This window comes from Indibacter alkaliphilus LW1 (assembly GCF_000295935.2).
GTDB lineage: Bacteria > Bacteroidota > Bacteroidia > Cytophagales > Cyclobacteriaceae > Indibacter > Indibacter alkaliphilus.
On record NZ_ALWO02000054.1, the window covers coordinates 57,264 to 82,812 of the forward strand.

Sequence of the window (25,549 nt, forward strand, 5' to 3'; positions counted from 1 at the left end):
GAAATAAGTAGAAATATATAGAAATAAAGGAAATATGAAAAAGTATAAGGTATTTGGATTGTTGACGATGATCATAGGCATGATGCTCTGTATCTCTTGTCAGTCTCAGAAACTGGAAAGTGGTAAGGACCTTTCTTATGAACCACGATATGTACCGCTCCTTCAGGGAGGTTTTAGTCATGTGGGAAGTATTCTTTTGGATGGGAATACCCGAGCTGAAAATGGCCAGTTGACTTTGATAATCAATGGGAATCAGGCGATGGACAGCGTAAAGCTTGTAGCGAGAATCGGAGAAAAAGAAACCCAAGTGCTGGCCAAAACGGCTAAGGTCAAAGGCAAGACTACTTTAGAGCTTGCCGCTTTACCTTCTGGGGTACAATCCTTGGAAGTTCATGTCATGGCCAATGATGCCCATGATTTGAAAGACAAGGTCAATATTTCGGTAGGAAATATAATGCTGGATAAAAAGAAGATTGCTATAAACAGCACCAAAGAAGTTCCTGCCTACAGACTTGCTACAGCCTTAAGAAGTTATGGTTTTGAAGGCGTACATTCTTACAGGATACCTGGACTGATTACTACCCCAAAGGGAACAGTGCTGGCAGTATATGATATCAGGAGAAATAGCTCTGTGGACTTGCAGGGTGATATAGATGTAGGCCTGAGTAGAAGTACGGATGGCGGAAGAACCTGGGAACACATGAAAGTGATCATGGATATGGGCGAATGGGGAGGCCTTCCTGAAGATCAGAATGGTATAGGTGATCCGGCGATTTTAGTAGACCATGAAACGGGTCATGTCTGGGTTGCTGCTTTGTGGCTTCATGGCAAGCCTGGAAAAATGGCCTGGAATTCTTCCGAACAGGGTATGAAGCCTGAGGAAACCGGACAGTTTATGTTGGTCAAGTCTGAAGATGATGGTCTTACATGGTCTGAACCCATCAATATAACCCAACAGATGAAAGACCCCAAGTGGCACCTTTTCTTCAACGGTCCTGGTAAAGGTATTACCATGCAGGATGGTACCTTGGTTTTTCCTGCACAATACAAAGATGAAAACCAAATGCCTCACAGCACCATAATTTACAGCAAAGACAAAGGAAAAACCTGGTCTGTAGGTTCGGGAGCTAGATCCAATACTACGGAAGCCCAGGTGGTCGAGCTTGCTGACGGTACTTTAATGCTCAATATGCGGGACAACCGTGGAGGTTCACGGGCTGTTGCAGTGACCAAAGATTTTGGAAAAACCTGGACAGAACATTCGACCTCCAGAAGCGATTTGATTGAGCCTGTATGTATGGCAAGCATCATTGATAATCCTCACATAGACCAAATGCTGCTATTCTCCAATCCGGCACATGAAAAAAGAAGGGTCAATATGACCATCAAAGCAAGCAAGGATGACGGCAATACCTGGCCGGAAGGCATGCAGCTGCTGTTGGATGAAGGACAGGGCTGGGGCTATTCCTGCCTGACCATGATCAATGAAAAAGAGGTGGGGATACTTTACGAAAGCAGTGTGGCCAATATTACTTTTCAGATTATCCCTTTGGAAGATGTTATCGGAAAATAATGGTAACTGTTGAGAATTATACCAGATTCTATCAGGCTGTATTTCTACAAGGTTTACTCTAAAATATAAAGTTTTATGTTCAAATATTATTTAAAAGCGATAGTCATCTTATTTTTCTGTTCCTGTGGGCGGTCAAATGATATTGAGAAAAACAAGGATAAAGAATCTTCTCAAAAAAACAGCTTCGAATTTGAAAGAATAGGCACGAAGAAGTTCCCTCTGGATTCTACCACTGCTGGAGGGGGTAGTAACTTTCAGTATGTAGAAAATGAAGGAAAGAAATTATTGTGTTATTTAAATACAAATCAAAATACCCTTATTTTTTACGATTATGAGCAAGAAACATTGGAATACCAATTGAGCATTGAGAAGAAAGGGCCAAATGGAGTTGGTGAAATCAGTGGGTTCTTAGTTCATTCCACAGACTCAATTTTTGTATATTCCAATAGTGGTGTCAGGCTTTATCATTTAAACCAATCGGGAAAAATCATCAATATCTATGACCCCAAGGCTAAAGAAGATGGATTGATCATAAGGCCGTATGTATCCGGAAGCATGCCTATGATGAAAAGAGGCAAGCATATTATTTTGAATTCCTGGGGTTCCCAAAAAGAATATTATAACAATGACACCTATCCGGAGAGTCTTTTGCTCAGGGTGAATCTTGAAACCAAGGAGATGGATTATGGATTTTCCTATCCTGAGATCTATACAAAAGGGGTCTGGGGAATGCAGCTCCATGTCATGTACAATATGTTGAATCCTGAAACATCAGAAATAGTTGTGGGCTTTCCCATTGATGACCACCTCTACGTGCTAGGTGAGGGCTATGTGAAGAAGCACCCACAAGGGAGTAAATATTTTAAAGGTGTGGTTCCTCTTTCAACCAAAAGTAAAATAAGCCCTCCTCCACCAAATCAGGAGGTACAAAATGAACGTAGCCAAACAACCTACCGGACAATCCATTATGATCCCTATAATGAGATCTATATCAGAGTGGTTCATAAAGCTATCAGTGAGGAGGTACTGGCCATGAATGACCCTGTAAAAAGTGTATTTCCGAAAGCATCGTTAATGATTATGGATAAGGAGTTTAAAAAATTGGGGGAAGTTGATTTTGATAATAATGATTATTGGATAAATAATATTTTCATCAATGAAAATGGTATCCATATTATGAAAATGGATTTTGTAAATGAGGATGTACTCACATTTGATGTTTTTGATTTGAAATTTCCGGGGACCGGGAAAAACTAAAAGTATTCTGACAGGATTATGGAACAATACCCTACTAAGTTTGAGGAATGTGAACTTCTGGATGAATTAATGCTACCCATTTTTAATGCAATGGAGTTTAGGTGGCGAACAACTTTTCTAAAATTTTAGACTTTGGAAAAGTTTTAGCACATAGGTAAAGCTTTTATAACAACCTTTAATAGCTATAAGATATTGTTCAATTGATATCCAAAAACTTTAATTTAAATGAGAATAAACCATATCATCATTTTCTTATTTCTTGTTTTTGGTTGCTCCCAAGAAAGTAATCATCAGTGTAAACCAGAGTTTGAAACCATAAATGTCCCAAAGAGCCAAACACCAAAACTCTCTGATTTTGTCAATAAAATTGATTACCACGTAATGCCCAAGGAGATAGCTGCAGGATTTTTTGATAAAGTACTTGTCACTGAAGACCATTATATCTTTGCGGATTATGATATGTCACAGAAAATCTTCGTTTTGGACAAGGAATTCAAATTGGTTTCCACAATTAGCAAGTATGGCGAAGGGCCAGGTGAGTACCAGTTGATGATGGCGGTAGACTATAATGAAGAAATGGAAGCCATAGAAATACTGACGCAGAAAAACATCTTACGCTATTCCACAGATGGGAAATACATTGAATCAGTGAAAGTGCCTTTTACATTCGGAAGCTTCATTCATTATTCGGGAGATGATTATTTGATATACAACAAAAATCCCCAAGAGTCCACCAATGAAAACAAATCCTCTTTTGCTTTGTGGAATTCCAAATCAAACAAGTTTAGCTCAATTGTAACACATGAAACAAATGAATTGGCGGGTTCATTTATGGAGAGAAGCAACTTTTATAAATTCAACAATGAAATATTTGCCACCCAAATTTTTTTGGACACTTTATATAAAATAGGTAAAAGCAATCAGGTAACTAGATATTATTTAAATTTTGACAATAAGAATTTGCCTTATGAATATGTCAAATTTGATTCAAAAGGAAGTATTCAATCCATTTTGGACAATGAGGAATTCATGAAGGATTACGCATTTCATTACCCAACTTTATTGATATCAGACCATTTTTTGATTGATAGATATATAAAAGACAATATTTTCTATTTTTTTATCTTAAACAAAGGAAATGGAAAGGTCTTGTCCGGGGATTCTTTCGTAAATGACATTGACTCAGGAACCAATTACCTTCGTCCCCTTTTTATTGACAATTCCAATAATCTTTACACTATCCATCAATACGAGGAACTGAAGAGACTGACGAATGACAGCTCCAATGAAAATTCTAGATTTTCAAAATTTGTAAATAGCCTTGACCCGGAAACGGGTTTTGTAGTAGTGCAGTACACACTAAAGGATTTCTAGGTGAATTTTGTTGCAAATTCAAACCTGACCTTGAAATATAATTATAGCATGAATTTAATCCTCAAAGACAAAATTATAGCTTTTATCCCGGCGAGGGGCGGTTCGGAAGGGTGCAAAGACAAAAACATCAAACTCTTTAACGGTAAACCTTTAATCTATTACAGCATTGAATTTGCCAGAAAGTGCGGACTGGGAGACAGCACGTACGTCTCTACGGATGATTTGAAGATTGCAGAATTGTACCAAATGTCCTACGCGAATAAATATTTTCAGGGTTTGAAGCAAAGACAGGAAAACCTGAAGCCCCGCTATGGATTATTGGACGGTCGGGCAAGCGAAAGGATGCTGGATTTTTTTGGGAGGATCGTTCCCGAAGGACATTTGCGTGCATAAGATAATGATTCTCTAGTTTCAATTAATGGTAATAGAATAATAAAACTGATTTGATATAATTATGAACCAATACGCAAGAATATACAGAGATGCCCTTTTGAATGACGTGGTACCTTTTTGGGAAAAGCATTCGCTGGACAGGGAATATGGAGGGTACTTTACCTGTTTGGATAGGGATGGGGAAGTCTTCGATATGGATAAGTTTGTGTGGCTGCAAGGCAGACAGGCCTGGACATTTGCTATGTTGTACAACAAAGTGGAAAAGAATCCTGCCTGGTTGGAAACGTCCCGATTGGGAATAGATTTTCTGAAAAAGCATGGGATGGATGCGGAGGGAAATTTCTATTTTTCCCTGGATAGAAAAGGGAACCCTCTGGTACAGCCTTACAATATTTTCTCGGATTGCTTTGCGGCCATGGCATTCAGTCAGTATGGTCAGGCTTCAGGAGATCAGGAAAGTTTGGATTTGGCCGTAAGCACATTCAACAATATCCTCGAAAGGCAGCATAACCCTAAGGGTAAGTATTCCAAAATCATTCCCGATTACCGTCCTTTGAAAGGCTTTAGCCTTCCGATGATATTGAGCAATCTTTGTCTGGAACTCGAGCCCCTGCTGGATAAAATCTTGGTGGAAGAAACCATAAATGCCTGTGTCAGGGAAGTAATGGAGGTGTTTTTGGACAAAGAAAGCCTGATGGTCTATGAAAACTTACTGGAAGATGGCAGTTTGAGTGACAGTTTTGAAGGCAGGCTGATCAATCCCGGACATGGGATTGAAGCCATGTGGTTTATGATGGATATTGCCAAGAGGCGTGATGACAAAGCTTTAGCTACTTTGGCTAAGGACGTTACCCTGAATTTATTGGATTACGGATGGGACAAGGAATTTGGAGGGATATTTTATTTCCTCGACAGAAAAGGCCATCCACCGCAACAGTTGGAATGGGATCAGAAACTCTGGTGGGTGCATTTGGAAACCCTTGTTGCATTAGCCAAAGCCTATCAGATGACAGGAGACGCTGCCTGTATGGATTGGTTTGAAAAAGTTCACCAATACAGCTGGAAGCATTTTGCAGATCCTGAATTTGGGGAGTGGTATGGTTATCTCAATAGAAGAGGAGAGGTCCTGCTTCCGCTCAAAGGCGGGAAGTGGAAAGGATGTTTTCATGTGCCAAGAGGGATGTATCAGGTGTGGAAGGCATTAGAAAATGAATAAACTTTACTATGGATTCCGCATCTCGACTAGTATCAATTAGAAATGAAGTTTATAGATTCAGATACTTATTGATATTCGATATTCGTGGATATTAGTTCCAGTATTCAAATTGTTGCTGTAAAATCAAGTAAGTGCTTTCGTCCATTAATTCCAATCATGATAACTTCAATTACAAGGCTAATGCTTTTCTTTTTCACCATGTTGCTGATCCATCATTTATCTTCGCAAGCTATCGGATTGGATCAGTTTGATTTTGTTGATGGAACTCACCCTACTGATGGGGGTATGCTTAAATATGCCAAAGCATACCAAAATAAAATCTTAAACAATATTGACGATCTATCACGTTGAGGATAGTTTGAATTCATATTATTTTTGCATTCAAAAAAATATTAAACTGAGGTATTTTAGTATAAAATTTGTATAAAAAGGATAAATGATATTTTTACTTTTTCGTATTGTTTTAATGCTGTTAAATGAAATAAAATTCTTTTATAGTCATTTTATAGTGTGAAAATAAATTGTTTTTTTGAGTGATTCCAGTGTCTGACGGTATATAATAATATAAATAAAAATGGTAAATATTTAATTTTTTTCAGATGTTTAAAAATAACAGGTTAATGCAAATATAGTATCATTTATAAAAGTAAGAAAAGATTTGTAAAAAATTTAAATATGATTAAATACTTAAGAAATAAAATTAATTATAAACAATTAAATAAATAAAAAAACACTAATATTAGAATATTTATAATATGAAAATTCGAATAAGTTTAGAGTATAAATGAAAAATTAATTTCTCTAATACAAAAAAATAATTTTATAATAAAAACTTTTATAAATTTTTTGTAAAACTTTTTAGGTCCAATTTAGGAGAGCTAGTCACTAGCATTTAGTCTTAACAAAAACCTAAAGAAATGGTAAAAAGTTTTACAAAATGGATGTTGCTGATGCTCGTTCCGCTACTCTTTTTGGAGAGTCCGGTATGGGCACAAGCAGAACGGACTGTCAGGGGGACAGTTACCGAAGCGAATGGTGAGCCATTAATTGGCGTAAGTGTGGTGGTCAAAGGTACCACCAAGGGAGTAGTAACAGATATAGAAGGTGCTTTTTCACTTCAGGGAGTAAGTGAAAGTGCAACTCTTGTGTTTAGTTACATTGGATTTAAAAGTCAAGAGGCCGCGGTAGGATCACGTACCAGTTTCGACATCGTACTTGAGGAAGACATGAGTACTTTGGGAGAAGTTGTGATCGTAGGATTCGGTGAACAAAAGAAAGCCAACCTTACTGGTGCAGTCAGTACCATCAGTGGAGATATTCTTGCAGAACGTCCTGTTCAGAATGTTGGTCAAATGTTACAAGGGCTGATTCCAGGTTTGAACCTACAAACCTCAGGACTTGGCGGTGAACTTAACCAGAATCTCAGCTTCAATATCAGAGGTACAGGATCCATTGGCCAAGGGTCCAATTCATCTCCTTTGGTACTTATTGACGGAATGGATGGAGATCTTAATGCCCTGAATCCCCAGGATATTGAAAACGTCACCGTATTGAAAGATGCAGCAGCGGCGTCTGTATATGGATCAAGAGCAGCATTCGGCGTTATTTTGATTACTACTAAGAGCGGTAAGGAAGGAAAAGCGAAGGTGAACTATAACAACAACTTCAGGGTCAGTCAGCCTAGAGGTTTACCGAATATGATGGATTCGCATACTTTTGCACGCTATTATAACGAAGCGGCATATCATGCCGGAAGAGCTCCAATATTTGAAGATGATGTATTGAACCGAATTGTACAATTCCAAAATGGTGAAATTACAGCCTCTACGATTCCGGATGCCAATGGTGCCAGATGGCAGTATTACCAACAATCCAATGCCAATACGGATTGGTTTAGAGAACAATACCGTGATCTGTCTTTTAGCCAGGAGCACAATGTGAGTGTTAATGGAGGTAATGAAAATGCCAGATATTTTGTATCCGGGAATTTTTTGGATCAGGGAGGACTTACCCGTCATGGTGGGGATAACTTCCAACGTTATTCCTTGGCTGCTAAAGTCGACTTCAAATTGACAGATAAGCTTAGCTTCATGTACAACAACAGGCTTGTCAGAGAAGCTTTTTCCAAAGCTACACACCTCAACGATTTATTTTATCACAACATAGCCAGAAGGTGGCCTAATGTTCCTGTCAGGGACCCAAATGGCTTTTTCTCAGACCCATCTGAAATCAATCAGCTTAGAGAAGGGGGTAGGGTAGAAAACCTAAGAGATTTCAACTATATGCAAGGCCAGTTGACTTATACGCCCCTTCCAGGTTGGAATATCGTAGCCAGTGCCAACTACAGGGTAATCAATACCAATAACAACAGCAATGTGCTTCCTTCTTTTGCTTATGATGTAGAAGGTGAACCTTTCCCTCTTCCGGTTTTCTGGAATGCTGCAGGACATACGGCAGTTAGTGAGTTTAACCAGAAAGAAGATTTCTTCACATCCAATATTTACTCTGATTACAGTTTTAACCTTGGAGATGGCCACAGCTTCAAGGCAATGGTAGGGTTTAACTCAGAAGTCAATAAGTATAGAAATATCAGTGCAAGCAGGGTAGGGTTGATTTCTCCTTCTGTCATTTCCATTAATACAGCTACTGATAATTTCCAAAATGCCGGTCAATATAATCACTGGGCAACAGCAGGATTTTTTGGCAGGCTCAATTACAACTACAAGGAAAAATACCTTGTGGAATTCAACTCAAGATATGATGGTACATCCAGGTTTATCCAGGATTTGAGATGGAACCTGTTCAATTCTTTCTCCTTAGGTTATAACCTTGCCAGAGAAGGTTTTTGGACCATTGAGGACAAAATACAAATGTTGAAACTGAGAGGGTCTTATGGTGAACTTGGAAATCAGAATACCAGTAGTTGGTATCCATTCTACCTAACACAACCTTTCGCAGTGAATTCTGGTGCTTGGATGGTCAATGGAATCAGGCCTAATACAGCTTCTGCTCCTGGTCTCATCAGTCAGTTTATGACTTGGGAAAGAGTACGAAGCTACAATGTTGGACTTGATCTTGGCATGTTCCGAAATAGATTAGTGGTCAATTTTGACTATTTCCAAAGATTGACTTTGGATATGGTGGGACCCGCTCAAGAGCTTCCGGTGATTTTGGGTACTGGAGTTCCTGTAGTAAACAATGCGGATCTGAAAGCCTGGGGTTTTGAGTTGGAAGCCTCTTGGAGAGACAATATCGGGAATTTCAATTACAGCATCAGAGGTGTATTGTCCGATGATCAGATGATGGTGACCAGATATCCAAATGAAACAGGAAACTTGGATCAATGGTATAGCGGAAGAATGGGAGGCGAAATCTGGGGTTTTGAAACCGTAGGTATTGCAAGAAACCAAGCCGAAATGGATCGTCATTTGGAAACAACCAATCAAAACCAGATTGGGCCGAACTGGCAGGCAGGGGATGTCATGTACCGTGACCTCAATGGAGATGGGGCAATCAACACTGGAGCCAATACATTGGATGACCCGGGAGATAGAAGGATCATAGGAAACTCCACACCTAGGTATAGGTTCTCTTTGGACTTTACAGGACAATACAAGCAATTTGATTTCCGTGTGTTCCTGCAAGGTGTAGGTAAAAGAGACTACATGCCAAATGGACCTTATTTCTGGGGTGCAGGAGGACAGAACATGTGGCAAGCAGCAGGCTTTGTAGAACACATGGACTTTTTTAGAGATGAGAATTCTCCAATGGTACAGGCAGGTGTAGCAGATGTCAATCTTGACTCTTATTTCCCAAGACCAGTATTTGACAATGGGAAGAACAACTGGACCCAAACAAGATTCCTTCAAAATGCGGCATACATGAGGCTTAAAAACGTGCAGGTTGGGTATACCATTCCAAAATGGATGTCTGACAAAGCAAGGGTAGCCAACGCCAGAGTGTACCTGTCCGGAGAAAACCTCCTTACGTTCACCAGGCTATCTAGGATTTTTGATCCTGAGTCAGTTGGCTTGGCCGGTTGGAACAGTGGTAAGACCTATCCTTTTGCCACAGTATATTCTGCAGGTCTCAACATTAATTTCTAAAGTATTTAATCATGAAGTCATATACATTTAAAGATACTTTCATTCTATGGGTAAGCTTGGGTTTTTTAACCCTTACTTCCTGTAATGATTACCTGGATCGGGAGCCACTTTCTGTGGTAACCCCTGAAGCTTACCTTCACTCTGAAGCTGATTTGGCTGCCTTTACCATAGGTAGATATAATTTCCCTACACATGGGGGCTGGAATGTGGGAACATTTGGTAATGACAACCATACAGACAATCAAGCTACCACCAATGCTCATAACAGGTGGATCCCCGGAGAATTAAGGGTGCCTCAAACAGGTGGGAGTTGGAATTTTGGAGCCATCAGGGAAGCAAACTATTTCCTGGAAACCGTAATTCCTCGATGGAAAGCCGGTAGGATTACCGGTAACTCTACCAATGTGAACCACTATGTTGGGGAAGCTTACTTTCTAAGAGCTTATGAGTACTTCAATAAGCTTGAAGCGTTCGGGGATTTTCCAATCGTCAAAACGACTCTTCCGGATGATATGGAGACTTTGAAAAATGCATCCAAAAGAAGGCCTCGCAATGAGGTTGCCAGATTTATCCTTTCTGATTTGGATTCAGCGATCAGTCTTTTGAGCGTTTCTCCTCCCGGAGGTAAAAACAGGATCAACCAATTGGCTGCTCTCAATTTTAAGTCGAGGGTAGCACTCTTCGAAGCTACCTGGCTCAAGTACCATCAGGGAACTGCATTGGTTCCGGGAGGGGCTGGATGGCCCGGTCAGGGAAAAGTTGAAGGATTCAGCATCAATATAGATCAGGAAATTGATTTCTTTCTTACACAAGCCATGGAAGCAGCTGAGCAGGTGGCCGACAATGTGCCTCTTACAGTCAATTCAATGGATGATGGTTATGATTCTTCCCAAAACCCTTACCATGCCATGTTTGCTGATTTTGACATGGAAAAGTACAGTGAAGTTTTGCTTTGGCGTGCCTATGACCAAACTTTGGGAGTGAGGCATAATGTTAACCATTACCTCAATCAAAATGGTGGAAATACAGGGTACACCCGAGGAATGGTGGAAAGCTTTTTAATGGCCAATGGACTTCCCATTTATGCTTCAGGATCAGGCTATGCAGGTGATGATTTTATTGCTGACGTAAAACAGGACAGAGATAACAGGCTGCAGATTTTCATGAAAGATGTTGGCGAGTTGAGATTTACTGATCAGACCAGTTCTGATGGTTCTCCTATCGAAATTGCCATTCCGGAGATTGCCGGTAACCAGGAGACCAGGTATGTGACTGGATATGGTATCAAAAAAGGATTTAACTATAATTCTTCCCAAATAGAAGGAGAAGCCGGTACCATAGGATCAATTGTTTTTAGAGCAGTGGAATCTTACTTGAATTATATAGAAGCTTCCTATCTCAAATACGGATCTATTGATGGAAAGGCCGCAGCATATTGGTCTGCTATTAGGACCAGAGCTGGTGTAAATCCTGATTTCAATATCACAATTGGAAATACTGAGATGGCCAAAGAGGCAAAAGGTGATTTTGGTGCATACTCTGCAGGATCTATGCTCAATGATGCCGTGCTCTACAACATCCGACGAGAAAGAAGAAATGAGTTGATGTCGGAGGGTTTGAGGTATTTCGATCTTAAAAGGTGGAGGTCGATGGATCAGCTGAAAAATGACCCCTACATCGTTGAAGGCTTTAAGCTATGGGGTCCAATGCAGGAGTGGTATAAAAATGAAGATACAGGACAAAGTATACTCGTGCCGGCTGAATCAGGAGCTTCAGGTACGCCAAATGTCTCAAGCCCATCGGAAAGTAAATACCTGAGGCCTTACAGAATAATACTTGGGCCTACCAACTTGGCCAGAGAAGGATACAGATGGGCAACGGCGCATTATCTGGAACCGATTGCCATACAGCATTTGATCATCACATCACCTTCCGGTGACCCTGCTTCATCTGTCATTTACCAAAATCCGGGATGGCCATTGGTAGCCAACTCCGGGGCTACAGAGTAGATTGAAAAATAGGGTTATTTAATCAAAGAGGTCGTCATTATTTGGTGACGACTTCTTTCTAATTATGCTTTCCAATATTTAATAAAAGTTTTTGTACCGACAGGAACAAAACAGCTACAAGAAAATAATGATTATGAATAGTTTATCATATAAAATTTCACTAGGTCAAGGTCTGATATTTTGGCAATTAGCCGCTATAATTTTGGTTGTTCTAATCATTTATATCCTATATAAAATTCTTAAAAAGGCTAATATCCTTCCTGCTTTTACCGCAGGCTTAGCTCTCATATCTTTTTATTCAATTCTCTGATTTGTTCAGTGGTCAAACCGTTAAGAGTCAGGTTGTTGATCTTTTACGCTTGGAATATGTCGTTATTAAATTTTAAATATGAAATGAAACTTTCACTCCACTTAAAATATAAGCACCAGGGAGCAGGACTGATGTTGCTCTTGCTTCTGGTTTTCAGAGTCCAAGCTCAGCATGCAGACCTTACAGATTGGAAATTGATATGGGAAGATCAGTTTGAAAAAGAAGGACAGCCTGACAAAGAAAAGTGGTCATTTTCAGGAAGGAGCACTCCTGATTGGGCCTGTTATTGTACTGACAGTAAGGAAACTGCATTTGTTCAGGATGGTAGGCTTATTTTACGTTCCGGATTAAACACCCAAGCTGGGGATTCGGTCAAATATCAAACAGGCTGCTTGCATACCAAGAAGCACTTTTCTTTTCAATATGGGAAAGTAGAGGTAAAAGCAATGCTTTCCGAAGGAAAGGGGTCTTGGCCTGCCATTTGGATGATGCCAAGGGACGCTGTATATGGAGGATGGCCGGCAAGCGGTGAAATTGATATCATGGAACACCTTAATTACGATTCCATTTTCTATCAGACCATACATAGCACGCATGTGGACCAAAAAGATGAGAAAGATAACCCCCCTTATTACCATACAGAAAAGTTTCTAATTGGTGAATTCAATATTTTCGGTCTTGAATGGTACCCTGACCGGCTTGAATTTTTCCTCAATGGTAAAAAAACCTTTACCTATCCTAGAGTGGAGTCTGAAGGAAAGGACCAATGGCCTTTTGATCAGCCTTTTTACCTGATATTGAATCAAGCGCTGGGAGGCAATTGGGTAGGGGAGATACACGATGAAGATTTGCCTGTTGAAATGCAGGTGGACTGGGTTAAAGTATACCAGAATGAAAGCAGGTAGCATAGATCATGAAATCCCGACACAATGCTTTTAAGCTTTGGGAATATATTAAGCTGATTTTGACTCAAGGTGAATCCATTTTGATAAATCAGTTTTCGGGGCAAGGAATAAAATAGTTCGAATATCAAAACATCAAATTGAGAGTATTTAAGGCTTCTCATAAATAAAATTATAAATGGAAAAGGCTATGAAATGCTTAGGGGTTATGTTGGTAATGATCTTTGGACCTTTCGCTGGTTTATATGCCCAGCATTTTTCAGAAAAGCCCAACATCGTTTTCATCATCGCTGATGATCTTGGGATAGGTGACATTGGCCCTTATGGACAAACAATAATTCCTACCCCGAATTTGGATAAAATGGCCTCAACGGGGATGAAGTTCAACGACTTTTATGCAGGCAGTACTGTATGTGCACCCTCTAGGGCAAGCTTGATGACCGGTCAACATACAGGTCATACTTTGGTCAGGGGAAACGGAGAATACCCTCTTGAATCTGGCAGGAAAATTTTACCCGAAAGGCTAAAAGAAGCTGGATACACCAATGCCATGTTTGGAAAATGGGGACTGGGACTCGCCAATACACATAGCAGTCCTGAAAAGGTAGGCTGGGATCATTTTGTCGGTCACCTGCATCATGTTTCAGCGCATTATCAAAAGCCGGATTCCTTAGACTGTATTATAGAAGGCGAAATAAGCCGGATGCCTGTACCAAAAGGAAAATATGCCAATGATCTTTTTGTAGAAAATTCCATTGAATTTATAGAGACTCAAACTGATGAACAACCCTTTTTTCTTTACCTGTCCCTCACAGTTCCCCATGCAGAATTGCTTGTGCCTGAAAGGTATTTCCAGCCCTTTTTGGATGAATCAGGGAAAAGTATTTTCCCTTCTGAAAAAGCTCATCCAGAAGGATTGCATTATGGTGCCCAGCCTTACCCCAAAGCAGCTTATGCGGCATTGGTAAGTAGCATAGATGATTATGTAGGTAGGGTGATGAGTGCGCTTGAAAAAATAGGGATTGCAGAAAATACTTTGGTAATATTTACCTCTGATAATGGAACACATGTAGAAGGTGGCAGAAGAATGGAGGATGTAGATTATTTCAAAAGCAGTGCCCACTTCAGAGGTGTCAAAAGAGATTTATTTGATGGAGGTATCAAAGTCCCCTTGATGGTGAACTGGCCAGGAAAAATAAAAGAAGGATCAACCAGTGATTTCAGAGGAGCATTCTGGGACCTTTTTCCCACACTTTCACATCTTGCCGGAATAGAAGTAGATAGGGATGATACAGACGGTATTTCATTTTTACCTACCCTTCTAGGACAAAAACAAAAGGAAAACCATTCCTATCTCTATTGGGAGTTTCATGAAGAAGGTGGCAAACAAGCTTTACTTCAAGGAGATTGGAAGTTGGTCCGGTTAGACATCAACAAAACTGAGGGGCCCAAAACTTATTTGTACAAAGTGACTGATGATCCTGGTGAAGTGGATGATCTTTCTTCCAAACATCCCGGAAAAGTAAAAAGAATGAATAAAATCCTGGATCAAATCCGTACACCAAACCCCTATTTTGAATTTAACTAACAATTAATTAAGACCTATTATTATGTTATTATCTCAGAAAAAGATTGCTTCCTTTTTACTTATTCTCTTGAGCTTTTCATGTTCAGAGAAAGAAAACGGGAGTTTAGAGTTTGCAAATTTTCATCCCATCCATCCTGATGATTCAGAAGAGCTTATCATACAAAAGGCTGCGCATGTAGTACCTACTCCAAGACAATTAAGATGGCAGGAACTTGAACTTACCGGGTTTTTCCATTTTGGGATCAATACATATACTGGAAAGGAATGGGGCGATGGAAAGGAAGATCCAGCATTATTTAATCCAACGGATTTGGATGTGGAGCAGTGGGTACTGACCGCCAAACAGGGAGGTATCAGACAGGTGATCCTCACCGCCAAGCATCATGATGGTTTTTGCCTTTGGCCAACGGCTACTACTACACATTCTGTGGAAAGCAGTCCATGGAAGGAAGGAAAAGGCGATGTGGTGAAAGAAGTAGCTGAGGCCTGTGAAAAGCATGATATGGGATTTGGGGTATATCTTTCTCCATGGGATATGAACGCTCCAATGTATGGTACAGAGGAGTACAATGACTTTTTTGTTGCCCAGCTTACTGAATTGCTGACCCAATATGGAAAAGTTGACGAAGTGTGGTTTGATGGGGCCAACGGTGAAGGCCCAAATGGTAAAAAGCAGGAGTATGATTTCGACCGATGGTATTCATTGATCAGAGAATTGCAGCCAGAAGCAGTTATCGCCATTATGGGACCTGATGTGAGATGGGTTGGAACAGAGACAGGATATGGTAAAGAAACGGAGTGGAGTGTAGTTCCTGTGAATAATCTCAGTCAGGATCAAATTGCAGAAAGTTCTCAGAAAGATGTGAACATCAAACCAACCTGGGATAAAAGCGACGAAGTATTGGGAGGGAGAGAAAGCCTTCTGGAAGCAAAAGGCTTGGTCTGGTATCCCGCAGAAACAGATGTTTCTATTCGTCCAGGATGGTTTTTTCATGAAAGCCAAAACAATCAGGTCAAGAGTGTAGAAAAACTTTTGGATATATATTTTCACTCTGTCGGTAAAAACGGTGTTTTGCTCCTCAACATCCCCCCGGACAAATCAGGTAGAATCCATTCCACAGACTCTCTGAATCTTGTTCAATGGAAATCTCAGATAGACAAAACCTTTTCCGAAAATATCGCTAAGTCAGGAAAAATACATTCCAGTGATGGAACTGATGCCTCTAATTTGATTGATGGAGCACAGCAAACATTTTGGACGCCAAAAGACAAAAGTTCTATTGCTGAATTGGTTTTGGAGTTTACAGAACCAAAGCTTTTCAATGTGCTGAACTTACAGGAATATATTCAAAGAGGGCAGCGTGTAGAAGAGTTTGTATTGGAAGTGGAGCAGGATGGGAATTGGAATGAAATTGTAAATGGGACAACTATAGGTTACAAGCGGCTTCTAAAATTTCCTGAGGTAGAAGCAAAAAAAGTGAGGCTTCGGATTTTGTCGTCAAGGCTCAATCCACAGCTTTCAGAGATTGGGCTTTATTATGATGAAAATTGATATGAGATATTCATGGATTTTATTACTAATGGTTTTTGGACTGATTTCCTGTCAAAATGAAAGGCAGGAAATTGCTAAGCCCAATATCATCATCATTATTTCTGATGACCATACCCAGCAGGCTATCTCGGCGTATGGAAGCAAACTGACCCAAACTCCGAATATTGACAGGATTGCAAATGAAGGAGTATTGTTCAACAAGGCCTATGTCAACAATTCCATTTGTGGACCGAGTAGGGCTGCTTTATTGACAGGTAAATACAGCCATAAAAACGGCTACCGTGACAATGAGAACTCCTCCTATGACTCTTCGCAGGATCAGTTTGTCAATCATTTGCAAAAAGCCGGATATCAGACTGCTTGGATTGGGAAATATCATTTGGGGGAAGACCCTAAAGGATTTGATTATTGGGAGATTTTGCCCGGACAGGGACATTATTACAACCCGGATTTTATACAGATGGATGGTTCTAGGGTCAGGAAAGAAGGGTATGTCAGTAATCTGATAGAAGATGCAGCAGAAAGTTGGTTGGATTCACGTGACCAGGATCAACCTTTCCTTCTGATTTTGGGGCATAAGGCCACACACCGGACATGGATGCCGGATTTGGATGATCTGGATATGTTTGACGAGGTGGAGTTTCCCCTTCCTGACAATTTTTATGACGATTACCAAAACCGGGAAGCAGCCCGTGTCCAGGATATGAGTATTGCGCATTCCATGCAAATGGCCTATGACCTCAAAATGTATCCTGAAGATACCAAAGATGGTAATGTCACCAGAATGACAGCTGACCAAAGAGAAAGATTTGATGGGTATTATAAGCCCATTCAGAAAGCACTCAATGAAGCAGGACTGGAAGGTGATGCTTTGACAGAGTGGAAATTTCAGCGCTACATGAGGGACTATTTAGCTACAGCTGCTTCCATGGACCGGAATATCGGTCGTTTATTGGATTATTTGGATAATCACGCATTGAGTGAAAACACCATCGTCATTTACTTGTCTGACCAGGGCTTTTACTTAGGCGAACATGGTTGGTTTGACAAGCGCTTTATGTATGAGGAGTCTTTTAGAACACCCATGATGATGCGTTATCCCAGGGTTATTGCCCCGGGGACTGTTTCTGAGGATTTTGTCATGAATCTGGATATTGGTCCTACCATGTTGCAGGCTGCTGGTCTGGAGATCCCAAAGGATATGGATGGAAAGTCATTTTTGCCGGTACTGACTGACCCAAAAGCAGAAGGAAGAGAAGCCGTCTATTACCATTATTATGAAAATGGCGAACATGCCGTGTCCCCGCATTTTGGTGTCCGGACTGATCGCTATAAACTTATCCGCTTTTACAAGCGGGTAGAAGAGTGGGAATTGTATGATCTAGGAAATGACCCACAAGAGCTGAATAATCTGCTTGGAAATGAAGAATATGCAGAGGTCCATAGGGAAATGTATTCCAAATTGATGAAGGTGATTGAAAAATATAGAGATGAAGAAGCAAAAACTATCGCGGAACATCCTCTTAATGGAGATCTCAATTTGAGAAAAAAGTAAAATGAATAGGTTCTAAAATCGAATAATAAAAAAATGGATAGCATAAGATCTTCGATATGGGCATTTCTGATTTTGCTTTTGATATCTCACTTTACGGTGTTTGGTCAATCAGAAAAACTCCTGCCTAAACCATATCAAGCATCATTCGGAAATGCTAAATTGGTAATCAAAGGGGACAAAGAGGATTTTAAAAGTAAGTTGACTGAATGGATTTCGGTGCCGCGAGATGGGTCTTATAATTTTGAAGATGTTCAGGTCAGCGTCCAGTGGGTGGAGAAACTTAACGGCATTGATGTCAACAAAGAGGAATCGTATCTTTTAGAAGTGACTGCTGAACAGATTGCCATTCAAGCAGTAAAACAACAAGGGGCTTTTTATGCCCTTCAGACCCTGCTTCAATTGGCAGATGAAAAAGAAGGTAACCTGGTATTCCCTGAGTCCAGGATACTTGACCGTCCTGCTTTCCGTATAAGGGGATTTATGCATGATGTGGGCAGGAGTTTTATCCCTGTGGAAGAATTGATGAAGCAGATTGAAATCCTTTCCTCCTATAAGATCAATGTTTTTCATTGGCATTTTACAGAAGACCTTGCCTGGCGATTGGAATCCAGGCTTTTTCCTGAATTGACTGCCGATGAAAATTTTGAAAGATTTCCGGGAGAATATTATACCCAAGAGGATGTCAGAAAACTGATCGATTTTGCCAAAAGACACCATGTCACTGTCATTCCGGAAATCGATATGCCTGGGCACAGCGCGGCTTTCCAAAGGGCTTTCGGCTATGATATGCAATCCAAAGAGGGTAAGGAGATTCTGAAAGCACTACTGACAGAGGCTGGGGATTTGTTTGCAGGCCTCCCATATTTCCATATTGGTACTGATGAAGTGAGATTTACAGACCCGGACTTTGTCCCTGAAATGGTGGCTTTTGTAAGAGCTATGGGTTTTAAGGTTGTATCCTGGAACCCTGGCTGGGATTACAAAGCTGGGGAAATAGATCTGCTTCAACTCTGGTCATACCGTGGAAAAGCCCCCGAAGGAATTCCTTTTGTCGACAGCAGATTTCATTATATCAATCATTTTGATGCTTTCGCCGATTTAGTAAGCTTATTCAGAAGTAATGTGGCGGGCTATGATATTGGTTCGGAAACAGTTGCAGGTTCGATTTTGGCCGTTTGGAATGACCGAAAACTGAATGACTGGAAGCAGATCATCAGAGAAAATAACTTTTATCCGGCCATGCTGACTTTTGCCGAAAGACTTTGGCAAGGTGGAGGTGAAGGCTATTTTGATGAAACAGGTGTTTTATTACCTGAACCGGGCACACCTGCTTGGGAGAGTTTCGCAGACTTTGAGGATAGACTATTGTGGCAAAGAGATCATCAATTTGAAAACTTTGATTTCCCCTACTATAAACAAAGGGATATGGAGTGGCTGGTCTTACCACCATTGGCTAACCAAGGAAATTTGGACTTGGAATTTGACTTTGAAGATGATCTTAAAAAAGGTCAGGTACCAACTGAGATGCTTGCGAAAACAATTCACGTAAAAGGGGCAGGAACATACTTGAGGCATGTTTGGGGTACCCTTGTTCCTGCTGCAATCAGTAATCCCCAGCCCAATCATACAGCTTTTGTAATAGGGAAAGTATATTCTCCAGAGGAAAGAGCAGTCAATGTTGCGATTGTCTTTCAGGATTATAGCCGATCAGAAAAAGATCTTCCGCCCCCTCAAGGCGCATGGGATTGGAAAGGCAGCAAAGTTTGGATCAATGGTGAACCGATCCCGGCACCAATTTGGGAAAATAGCCATACAGAAAAAACCAATGAAATCCCTCTTCAAAATGAAAACTGGCAGAGTAGACCAGCACAAAGGGTAGTATTGAAAAAAGGCTGGAATACCATCTTGCTGAAATTGCCAGTAGGCCAATTCCAAACCGAGGAATTACGCTTGGTCAAGTGGATGTGGAAATTAGTGATTCTAGGTGAGGATGGTAAAGAGGCGGGGGGCTTGAGATGGGATAACTCAAAAATTGAATCTAAATAATTGTGTGGGCATTCCGCCAACAAAAAATCCTTCCCCTACATAAAGNGNAAGGAGATTTTTTTATGCTGACAGGATACTTTCGGATTGGGATACTTTTTCAATTTTGAATTTCCGGGTTCCGGCAGGTAGGTTCCACTCTATTACCTTTCCTTCCTGAAATCCTATCAGGGCTACTCCTAATGGTGAAAGGATAGAAAGCCTCTGCTCTGCTAAATTGGCATTTTTGGGAAAGGTAAGCGTAAACTGTAGTCTTCTCCCACTTGCGATGTCGATAATTTCAAAGCTGGAACCAAGCTGTATGACTTTCTCGGAAATTTTATTGTCAGCCACTATTTTGGCTCTTCTGAGTTCCGATTGTAAAATTCCCAGTTCTTTGGTTCTTCCGCTTGAAGGGATACTTTCCATAAGTTCGGAAAGCGCTTTTTCGTCTGATTTTTTAATGATAGGTACCATAATTGATTACGTTTGATTTTTGTGAAATATAGATAGCCGAACAAATACAGCAGACCTGAGAGGTGCTTGGCTATATCAGTCGGAAATTGATAGAATTTACCCTAGAAGTGAAAGGGAAGGGTTCCCCTGCTAAAGCACTGTTTTAAAGAGATAGCAGGGGCTTAGTTACAAAGGCCTTGCTGTGTGCGGATTTCAAAAATTGCATAGAATTCCCCTGAAAGAAAAAGTTGCAGTTGGGCTTTATGTTAAGAGGAAATTGCATAGTGCAAGATACGATTTTTGTCAGATAATCCGGATAGTTTATAAAGAAAAACAAGGTGTATTTAATATCTTGGCTATTTGCTAAATTTATGCTCAATGGCTTTATACGATTTCTATTTTCAACAATTCAATGAGAAGGTTCCACTCACAAACGAGGAACAAGAGCAGATTCAATCATATCTTACACTCAATAAAATCAGGAAAAAACAATCCTTTCTCCAGGAAGGAGAGGTTTGCAAAAGTTATGCTTTTGTGAATAAGGGCTCCTTGAGAAAGTATTCTATTGAAAATGGGAATGAGCACATCATACAGTTTGCCATTGAAGGTTGGACAGTCGGAGATCTGTTGAGTTTTCTTAGCGAGGAACCTGCCACTTACCATATTGACACCCTTGAAGACAGTGAATTGGTACTTATGAGTAAGGCTGCCCATGATGAGTTGCTCAACATACAGCCCAAATATGAAACCTATTTCCGTCTACTTATCACAGGGGCCTATATCGCTCTTCAGCGACGTCATTCTTTTAGCTTAAGTCTACCTGTTGAGCAGCGGTACATGGACTTTGTAGAAAAATACCCGGAAATCGTTCAAAGGGTGCCCCAACACATGATTGCTTCCTATTTGGGCCTTACACCCGAAACCCTCAGTCGAGTGAGGAAGAAATTGACCAAACATAAATAATCTATAGATTCTTTTCTTGATTATGGTCAATGGCTTTTCTTGATTTAAATCAATGAAAAGGGCTTTGGCATGGGCTAATTTTGTAGCTAAAGTTTAGCAAATGCTCAAATAAAATTAATCAAGATGATAGAACAGAGTAATCCCTTATTATGCGATCTAGAGACAGGTTTGTGTGAAACTCCTGATTCCACAGCAAAAGGCGTGACGAGTAAAAAGGTGAATTCCCTTAGCAAACCTATTAAGGTAATCTATTATACAGACCCAATCTGTTCGTCCTGCTGGGGGATTGAGCCCCAACTCAGGAAACTAAAACTGGAATACGGTAGCTACATAGCTATCGAATACAGAATGGGTGGCTTGTTGCCCGATTGGAGCTACAGTAGTGGAGGAATTAGTAAGGCTTCTGATGTGGCCCATCATTGGGACGAGGTAAGTTTGCATTATGACATGCCCATTGATGGGGATGTATGGTTGGAAGATCCATTGAATTCCTCTTACCCGCCATCCATTGCCTTCAAAGCTGCCCAAATGCAGAATGAGAACCTTGCAATTGCTTTTCTTAGAGAAATTAGAGAAATGGTCTTTTTACACAAAAAGAATATTGCGAAATGGGAAATCCTTGAAGTTGCGGCTGAAAAGGTTGGCTTGGATTTAAGAAAGTTCAAGATTGATTTTGAAGGCAAAGCGAAAGCTTTGTTTGAAGAGGATTTGATGCTTGGAAGGAAGTTGGGCGTAAGGGGTTTTCCCTCGCTTTATTTCTCCGATGGGCAGGGAAACACTGAATTTGTGTATGGCACCAGAGCTTATGCCTTTTATGAAATAGCTGTGCTCAAATTGGCTCCTGAAGCAAAGAAATCTGAGTACAGGAGAAATTGGGAGGCATTGTTTGGTAAATACCCAACTCTAACCGCAAAAGAATTCTCGGAGCTATCCGGAAATGGCAGGGCGGAAGCAGAGGAAGTATTGGATGTCCTGACTACCCAAGGAAAGTTGGTAAAAGAAACTACTAAAAACGGGTGTCTGTGGAGAAGAAAGATGGATTAAAGAGCGCTGAGGAATAATATTAATGGGTCGGAAAAAATTTCTTAAAACCTTGGTCCCGCTAATGATTGCGGGACCTTTAGCCATATCAACCATGAAACTGAAAGAACTCAACATGATGATAGCCCCTCTGGGCAAGACCCAAAAAATGCCTGTATTATTCCTTGGGCATGGGAGTCCTATGAATGCCATTGAGGAAAATGAATTTGTGGCCGGATTCAGGAATATTGCTAAAGAAATCCCGAAGCCAAATGCCATCTTGTGCATTTCTGCCCACTGGGAAACACGGGGAACCTTGGTTACAGCCATGCAGCATCCGCCCACCATCCATGATTTTGGCGGTTTCCCTCAAGCGCTTTTTGATGTTCAATATCATGCACCTGGCAGCCCTGATCTTGCTAAGGAAACACAGGGATTAATCACAAAAGCCAAGGTAGAACTGGATGATAAATGGGGTCTTGACCATGGCGCCTGGTCTGTAATCAAGCATTTGTATCCAAATGCGGATATTCCAGTGGTACAGATGAGCTTGGATCATTACCAAACTCCTCAATACCACTATGAACTTGCAGCGGAGTTGAAGTCCCTTAGGGAAAAAGGAGTACTGATCATTGGGAGTGGAAATATGGTACACAACCTCAGGATGTTGGCATGGGGCAAGATGAATGAAAACTATGGGTTTGATTGGGCCTTAGAAGCCAATGATGCAATGAAAAGCTTTATTCAGAATGGAGATCACCGTTCCTTGATCAATTTCCGTTCACAGGGCAAAGCTTTTGATTTAGCCATCCCCACACCGGAACATTATCTACCGTTGCTTTACACCTTAGGCTTGCAGGATAAAGGGGAGGAGTTATCTCTATTCAACGACCAAGCTGTGGCAGGTTCCTTGACCATGACATCGGTTAAGATTGGGTGATTGGTGATGAAGTAAGGATGACTTAGTGTATTTATCGTCATGATTTTTTATGTTAATACGCAATCTTGTCATTAATTCAATTTCCTATTTGAAGCGAGAGGTAGACCGAAGTCAGAATTACCGGACAATTCAGGCTCCTTACATAACTTACATTGAATTTCAAATTTAAGGGCATCTTTAGGTACACATCAGTTTTTATCAGGTTGAAAATTGTGTCTTAAACGCTATCCAAAATCCTGCATTGAGTGGAAAAAACAAAAGCCCTCTCCTTCAAATAAAGAGAGGGCTTATTTAATGTGGTCTGAGACCAGGTAGAGGCATAGCCTTTATTGTTAGGGTTCCAAGACGTAGCTATGGAAACCTGCGATTTTTTAATATACAAATAGTCAGTACTTTATGCCTGACCCTTCAATTATATTATCTTTTTTTTCTTTCCTTATTCATTTTCTCCTCCATCTTTTTTAAAATTTTTTCTCGTTTTTTTTCTTTTAAATCTTTGGTAGGTTCTTTTAAGCTTTTTCCGAATTTAGACATAACATTATTATTAAATCAATCGAACGATAGTTTAGTGTTAAATAGTCCTAAGAAATAAAGGAGCTTAACCTTATTCTATGGGTTTGCTATAAATGGATAAGCAAGAAAATTAGCGATTAAGGTTAAATAGTTATTCTAGGCATACCCATGGATGCCTAGAAAATCCGGAAAGATGATTTTGCTTTGATATGGTGTAGAAAACGTCATGTTTGTGATCAATCTAATACCACCTATAAATGAATTAATATCAAATGTACGAGGCACCATATTTTTAAATATTATCTATTTATTTCAGTTTAAATTAGATTGATCTACTAGTGATAAATTTAATCAATATTTTGATTAAAGGAATTAAAAAACAGCTGATTATAATATAATCTAAGGGTTATGGCATATTGTTTTTTTATTCTTCTATTTCGCAAAACCTACCTCTTTTAGAACACAAATAGCTGCAATTGTAACCAAAGCTGACTATAGCTGTCCTTTTCTGCTCCTCCATTGAATGCTTCACGGCCATAAGTGACCTGGGTGTAGGATAACCGGAGGTTAGTTGTGTAAGCATTGAAGAAGTAATTCAACCCGAATCCGGCCCTTTGGTTGGAACCTATCAGGTTAGCATCGCTTAGCTGTTGCTCGCTGGCATTTTGTGGCAATCCTAATTGGCTTGGATGGCCATTGATGGATTGGTTTTCGTATTTGATCCAAGGTTGAAATTGGGACCTTTTGAAATAATAGCCCATTTCCAAAAACTGGATGTTTTGCCTTGGGATCAGCTCTGTAAAATTGTACTTTGAAGTGCTTATTCCACCTGTCATATTGGTATGGGCGGCATTCACGGTCAGAGCACCCTTATCTCCGATTGGGATATCGAGGTAAGCATCCAATCCAACGTTTCGGTAGGTACCCTGCACATCAAATCCACCGGCTAGTGCAAAGGTGTTGCGTGTTCCCAATCCTGTGCCATTGTAATAGAAGTCTTTTTCTGGATCGAGAAAATTGTATACCAGACGACCCACATATCTTGCAGGGGCTCCTCCATCAAACCTTCTTCCCGTAAACACTCCCAACCTGTACTCCAAACGGTCCTGTGCCAAAAACCCTCTCGTATTGATTCCTACATCACGGCCAAAATACCCCTGAAGCGGGCTGTCCTCCCACATGTTGTATGGGTATTGATAATGGGTGAAATCATTGGCCATAAGGGTAGCGGCTCCCTGAAGACCATTCCGGTTGTGGCTGACCAGCATCTGCCCTGCTATGACAGAGAAGTAATTGCTGAAAACATGTTCATATTGTGCATCCAACACCATTAAAGGCACTTCCATATTCTTATTCTCACCGGTACCGGATCCAATAATCCTTGGGATCTCAGTTTCTATAAAAACATTCCCTTTTTTGGATAGCTGTGCTCCAAACATCAAACGCGCCCTGTAAACATTGAAACTTCGATCGTAACTGTTCCGGAAATTGGGGTCAGCTGCCTGTTGGGCAGTGATCTCTCCCTGACTGTAAGCCCCAAACATGTGGATGATAGCACCTACCTGATAGGGGATTCTGGATTCCTTTTTGGTGGATTCTTTATCCTCTTCTATTTCCAGAGCTTTTGTTGCCGGAGTTCCTTTGAGTAAACTCAACCCCGCTTGAGAGGCCTTATCAGGTATTCCCAATTCGTGGATTTCTGCTTCTTGAAAATCAGTTTCCTGACTATGTACCGTTAAGGAATAGCAAAGGAAAGTTAGTAGTGCGATTGATGTGAGGTGGTGTTTCTTCATTTTGATA

At 40.5% G+C, this 25,549-nt stretch carries 18 protein-coding genes; 16 read left to right on the top strand and 2 right to left on the bottom strand.

Features of this window, described 5'->3' with window-relative positions:
- Window positions 1-34 precede the first annotated feature (34 nt).
- The 13 genes from A33Q_RS20980 (at window position 35) to A33Q_RS21040 (ending at window position 19,881) form a co-directional block, all read left to right on the top strand.
- Window positions 35-1,573, top strand: coding sequence for a sialidase family protein (locus A33Q_RS20980; protein WP_009035345.1), 1,539 nt, complete (start codon window positions 35-37; stop codon window positions 1,571-1,573).
- A gap of 75 nt (window positions 1,574-1,648) precedes the next feature.
- Window positions 1,649-2,830: a DUF4221 family protein gene (locus A33Q_RS20985; RefSeq protein WP_009035344.1), complete on the top strand. Its 1,182-nt coding sequence runs from the start codon at window positions 1,649-1,651 to the stop codon at window positions 2,828-2,830.
- A 225-nt stretch (window positions 2,831-3,055) separates the two neighbouring features.
- On the top strand, window positions 3,056-4,204 hold the full coding sequence (locus A33Q_RS20990; protein WP_009035343.1) for a 6-bladed beta-propeller: 1,149 nt from the start codon (window positions 3,056-3,058) through the stop codon (window positions 4,202-4,204).
- 48 nt (window positions 4,205-4,252) lie between these two features.
- Entirely contained in the window at window positions 4,253-4,597 is a 345-nt protein-coding gene (locus tag A33Q_RS20995) for a cytidylyltransferase domain-containing protein (RefSeq protein ID WP_009035342.1), read from the top strand.
- 61 nt (window positions 4,598-4,658) lie between these two features.
- Window positions 4,659-5,813, top strand: a complete 1,155-nt coding sequence (locus A33Q_RS21000; protein WP_009035341.1) for a n-acyl-d-glucosamine 2-epimerase — start codon at window positions 4,659-4,661, stop codon at window positions 5,811-5,813.
- A gap of 156 nt (window positions 5,814-5,969) precedes the next feature.
- Window positions 5,970-6,164, top strand: a complete 195-nt coding sequence (locus tag A33Q_RS22030) for an SGNH/GDSL hydrolase family protein (RefSeq protein ID WP_152527445.1) — start codon at window positions 5,970-5,972, stop codon at window positions 6,162-6,164.
- 566 nt (window positions 6,165-6,730) lie between these two features.
- On the top strand, window positions 6,731-9,919 hold the full coding sequence (locus A33Q_RS21005; protein ID WP_009035339.1) for a SusC/RagA family TonB-linked outer membrane protein: 3,189 nt from the start codon (window positions 6,731-6,733) through the stop codon (window positions 9,917-9,919).
- Window positions 9,920-9,930: 11 nt separating this feature from the next.
- Window positions 9,931-11,928, top strand: a complete 1,998-nt coding sequence (locus tag A33Q_RS21010) for a RagB/SusD family nutrient uptake outer membrane protein (protein ID WP_009035338.1) — start codon at window positions 9,931-9,933, stop codon at window positions 11,926-11,928.
- 393 nt (window positions 11,929-12,321) lie between these two features.
- Complete coding sequence (locus A33Q_RS21020) at window positions 12,322-13,143, top strand: glycoside hydrolase family 16 protein (protein ID WP_009035336.1); 822 nt, start codon at window positions 12,322-12,324, stop codon at window positions 13,141-13,143.
- A 175-nt stretch (window positions 13,144-13,318) separates the two neighbouring features.
- Window positions 13,319-14,728 (top strand): arylsulfatase, encoded by a 1,410-nt coding sequence (locus A33Q_RS21025; protein WP_009035335.1) that lies wholly within the window; start codon window positions 13,319-13,321, stop codon window positions 14,726-14,728.
- A gap of 22 nt (window positions 14,729-14,750) precedes the next feature.
- Window positions 14,751-16,280, top strand: coding sequence for an alpha-L-fucosidase (locus A33Q_RS21030; protein ID WP_009035334.1), 1,530 nt, complete (start codon window positions 14,751-14,753; stop codon window positions 16,278-16,280).
- A 1-nt stretch (window position 16,281) separates the two neighbouring features.
- Window positions 16,282-17,835: a sulfatase family protein gene (locus A33Q_RS21035; protein ID WP_016255691.1), complete on the top strand. Its 1,554-nt coding sequence runs from the start codon at window positions 16,282-16,284 to the stop codon at window positions 17,833-17,835.
- 33 nt (window positions 17,836-17,868) lie between these two features.
- Entirely contained in the window at window positions 17,869-19,881 is a 2,013-nt protein-coding gene (locus A33Q_RS21040; RefSeq protein ID WP_016255692.1) for a family 20 glycosylhydrolase, read from the top strand.
- Between the two features lie 60 nt (window positions 19,882-19,941).
- On the opposite strand, the gene A33Q_RS21045 is transcribed toward A33Q_RS21040, so the two are convergent.
- Window positions 19,942-20,334, bottom strand: coding sequence for a GreA/GreB family elongation factor (locus A33Q_RS21045; RefSeq protein WP_009035443.1), 393 nt, complete (start codon window positions 20,332-20,334; stop codon window positions 19,942-19,944).
- A 357-nt stretch (window positions 20,335-20,691) separates the two neighbouring features.
- Between A33Q_RS21045 and A33Q_RS21050 the strand changes: the two genes are divergently transcribed.
- From A33Q_RS21050 to ygiD, 3 genes are all read left to right on the top strand, one after another.
- Complete coding sequence (locus tag A33Q_RS21050) at window positions 20,692-21,276, top strand: Crp/Fnr family transcriptional regulator (RefSeq protein ID WP_009035444.1); 585 nt, start codon at window positions 20,692-20,694, stop codon at window positions 21,274-21,276.
- Window positions 21,277-21,399: 123 nt separating this feature from the next.
- Window positions 21,400-22,320 (top strand): DsbA family protein, encoded by a 921-nt coding sequence (locus A33Q_RS21055; RefSeq protein ID WP_009035445.1) that lies wholly within the window; start codon window positions 21,400-21,402, stop codon window positions 22,318-22,320.
- Window positions 22,321-22,411: 91 nt separating this feature from the next.
- Window positions 22,412-23,236, top strand: coding sequence for a 4,5-DOPA-extradiol-dioxygenase (ygiD, locus tag A33Q_RS21060; RefSeq protein WP_040490824.1), 825 nt, complete (start codon window positions 22,412-22,414; stop codon window positions 23,234-23,236).
- Window positions 23,237-24,204: 968 nt separating this feature from the next.
- Here ygiD and A33Q_RS21065 read toward each other — a convergent pair.
- On the bottom strand, window positions 24,205-25,542 hold the full coding sequence (locus A33Q_RS21065) for a hypothetical protein (RefSeq protein ID WP_009035447.1): 1,338 nt from the start codon (window positions 25,540-25,542) through the stop codon (window positions 24,205-24,207).
- Between the last annotated feature and the right edge of the window lie 7 nt (window positions 25,543-25,549).

What these genes read in the sequence shown, in the direction of transcription:
- A33Q_RS20980 (WP_009035345.1), top strand. Translation starts at nt 35, where the DNA reads ATGAAAAAGTATAAGGTATTTGGATTGTTGACGATGATCATAGGCATG.
- A33Q_RS20985 (WP_009035344.1), top strand. Translation starts at nt 1,649, where the DNA reads ATGTTCAAATATTATTTAAAAGCGATAGTCATCTTATTTTTCTGTTCC.
- A33Q_RS20990 (WP_009035343.1), top strand. Translation starts at nt 3,056, where the DNA reads ATGAGAATAAACCATATCATCATTTTCTTATTTCTTGTTTTTGGTTGC.
- A33Q_RS20995 (WP_009035342.1), top strand. Translation starts at nt 4,253, where the DNA reads ATGAATTTAATCCTCAAAGACAAAATTATAGCTTTTATCCCGGCGAGG.
- A33Q_RS21000 (WP_009035341.1), top strand. Translation starts at nt 4,659, where the DNA reads ATGAACCAATACGCAAGAATATACAGAGATGCCCTTTTGAATGACGTG.
- A33Q_RS22030 (WP_152527445.1), top strand. Translation starts at nt 5,970, where the DNA reads ATGATAACTTCAATTACAAGGCTAATGCTTTTCTTTTTCACCATGTTG.
- A33Q_RS21005 (WP_009035339.1), top strand. Translation starts at nt 6,731, where the DNA reads ATGGTAAAAAGTTTTACAAAATGGATGTTGCTGATGCTCGTTCCGCTA.
- A33Q_RS21010 (WP_009035338.1), top strand. Translation starts at nt 9,931, where the DNA reads ATGAAGTCATATACATTTAAAGATACTTTCATTCTATGGGTAAGCTTG.
- A33Q_RS21020 (WP_009035336.1), top strand. Translation starts at nt 12,322, where the DNA reads ATGAAACTTTCACTCCACTTAAAATATAAGCACCAGGGAGCAGGACTG.
- A33Q_RS21025 (WP_009035335.1), top strand. Translation starts at nt 13,319, where the DNA reads ATGGAAAAGGCTATGAAATGCTTAGGGGTTATGTTGGTAATGATCTTT.
- A33Q_RS21030 (WP_009035334.1), top strand. Translation starts at nt 14,751, where the DNA reads ATGTTATTATCTCAGAAAAAGATTGCTTCCTTTTTACTTATTCTCTTG.
- A33Q_RS21035 (WP_016255691.1), top strand. Translation starts at nt 16,282, where the DNA reads ATGAGATATTCATGGATTTTATTACTAATGGTTTTTGGACTGATTTCC.
- A33Q_RS21040 (WP_016255692.1), top strand. Translation starts at nt 17,869, where the DNA reads ATGGATAGCATAAGATCTTCGATATGGGCATTTCTGATTTTGCTTTTG.
- A33Q_RS21045 (WP_009035443.1), bottom strand. Translation starts at nt 20,334, where the DNA reads ATGGTACCTATCATTAAAAAATCAGACGAAAAAGCGCTTTCCGAACTT.
- A33Q_RS21050 (WP_009035444.1), top strand. Translation starts at nt 20,692, where the DNA reads ATGGCTTTATACGATTTCTATTTTCAACAATTCAATGAGAAGGTTCCA.
- A33Q_RS21055 (WP_009035445.1), top strand. Translation starts at nt 21,400, where the DNA reads ATGATAGAACAGAGTAATCCCTTATTATGCGATCTAGAGACAGGTTTG.
- ygiD (WP_040490824.1), top strand. Translation starts at nt 22,412, where the DNA reads ATGAAACTGAAAGAACTCAACATGATGATAGCCCCTCTGGGCAAGACC.
- A33Q_RS21065 (WP_009035447.1), bottom strand. Translation starts at nt 25,542, where the DNA reads ATGAAGAAACACCACCTCACATCAATCGCACTACTAACTTTCCTTTGC.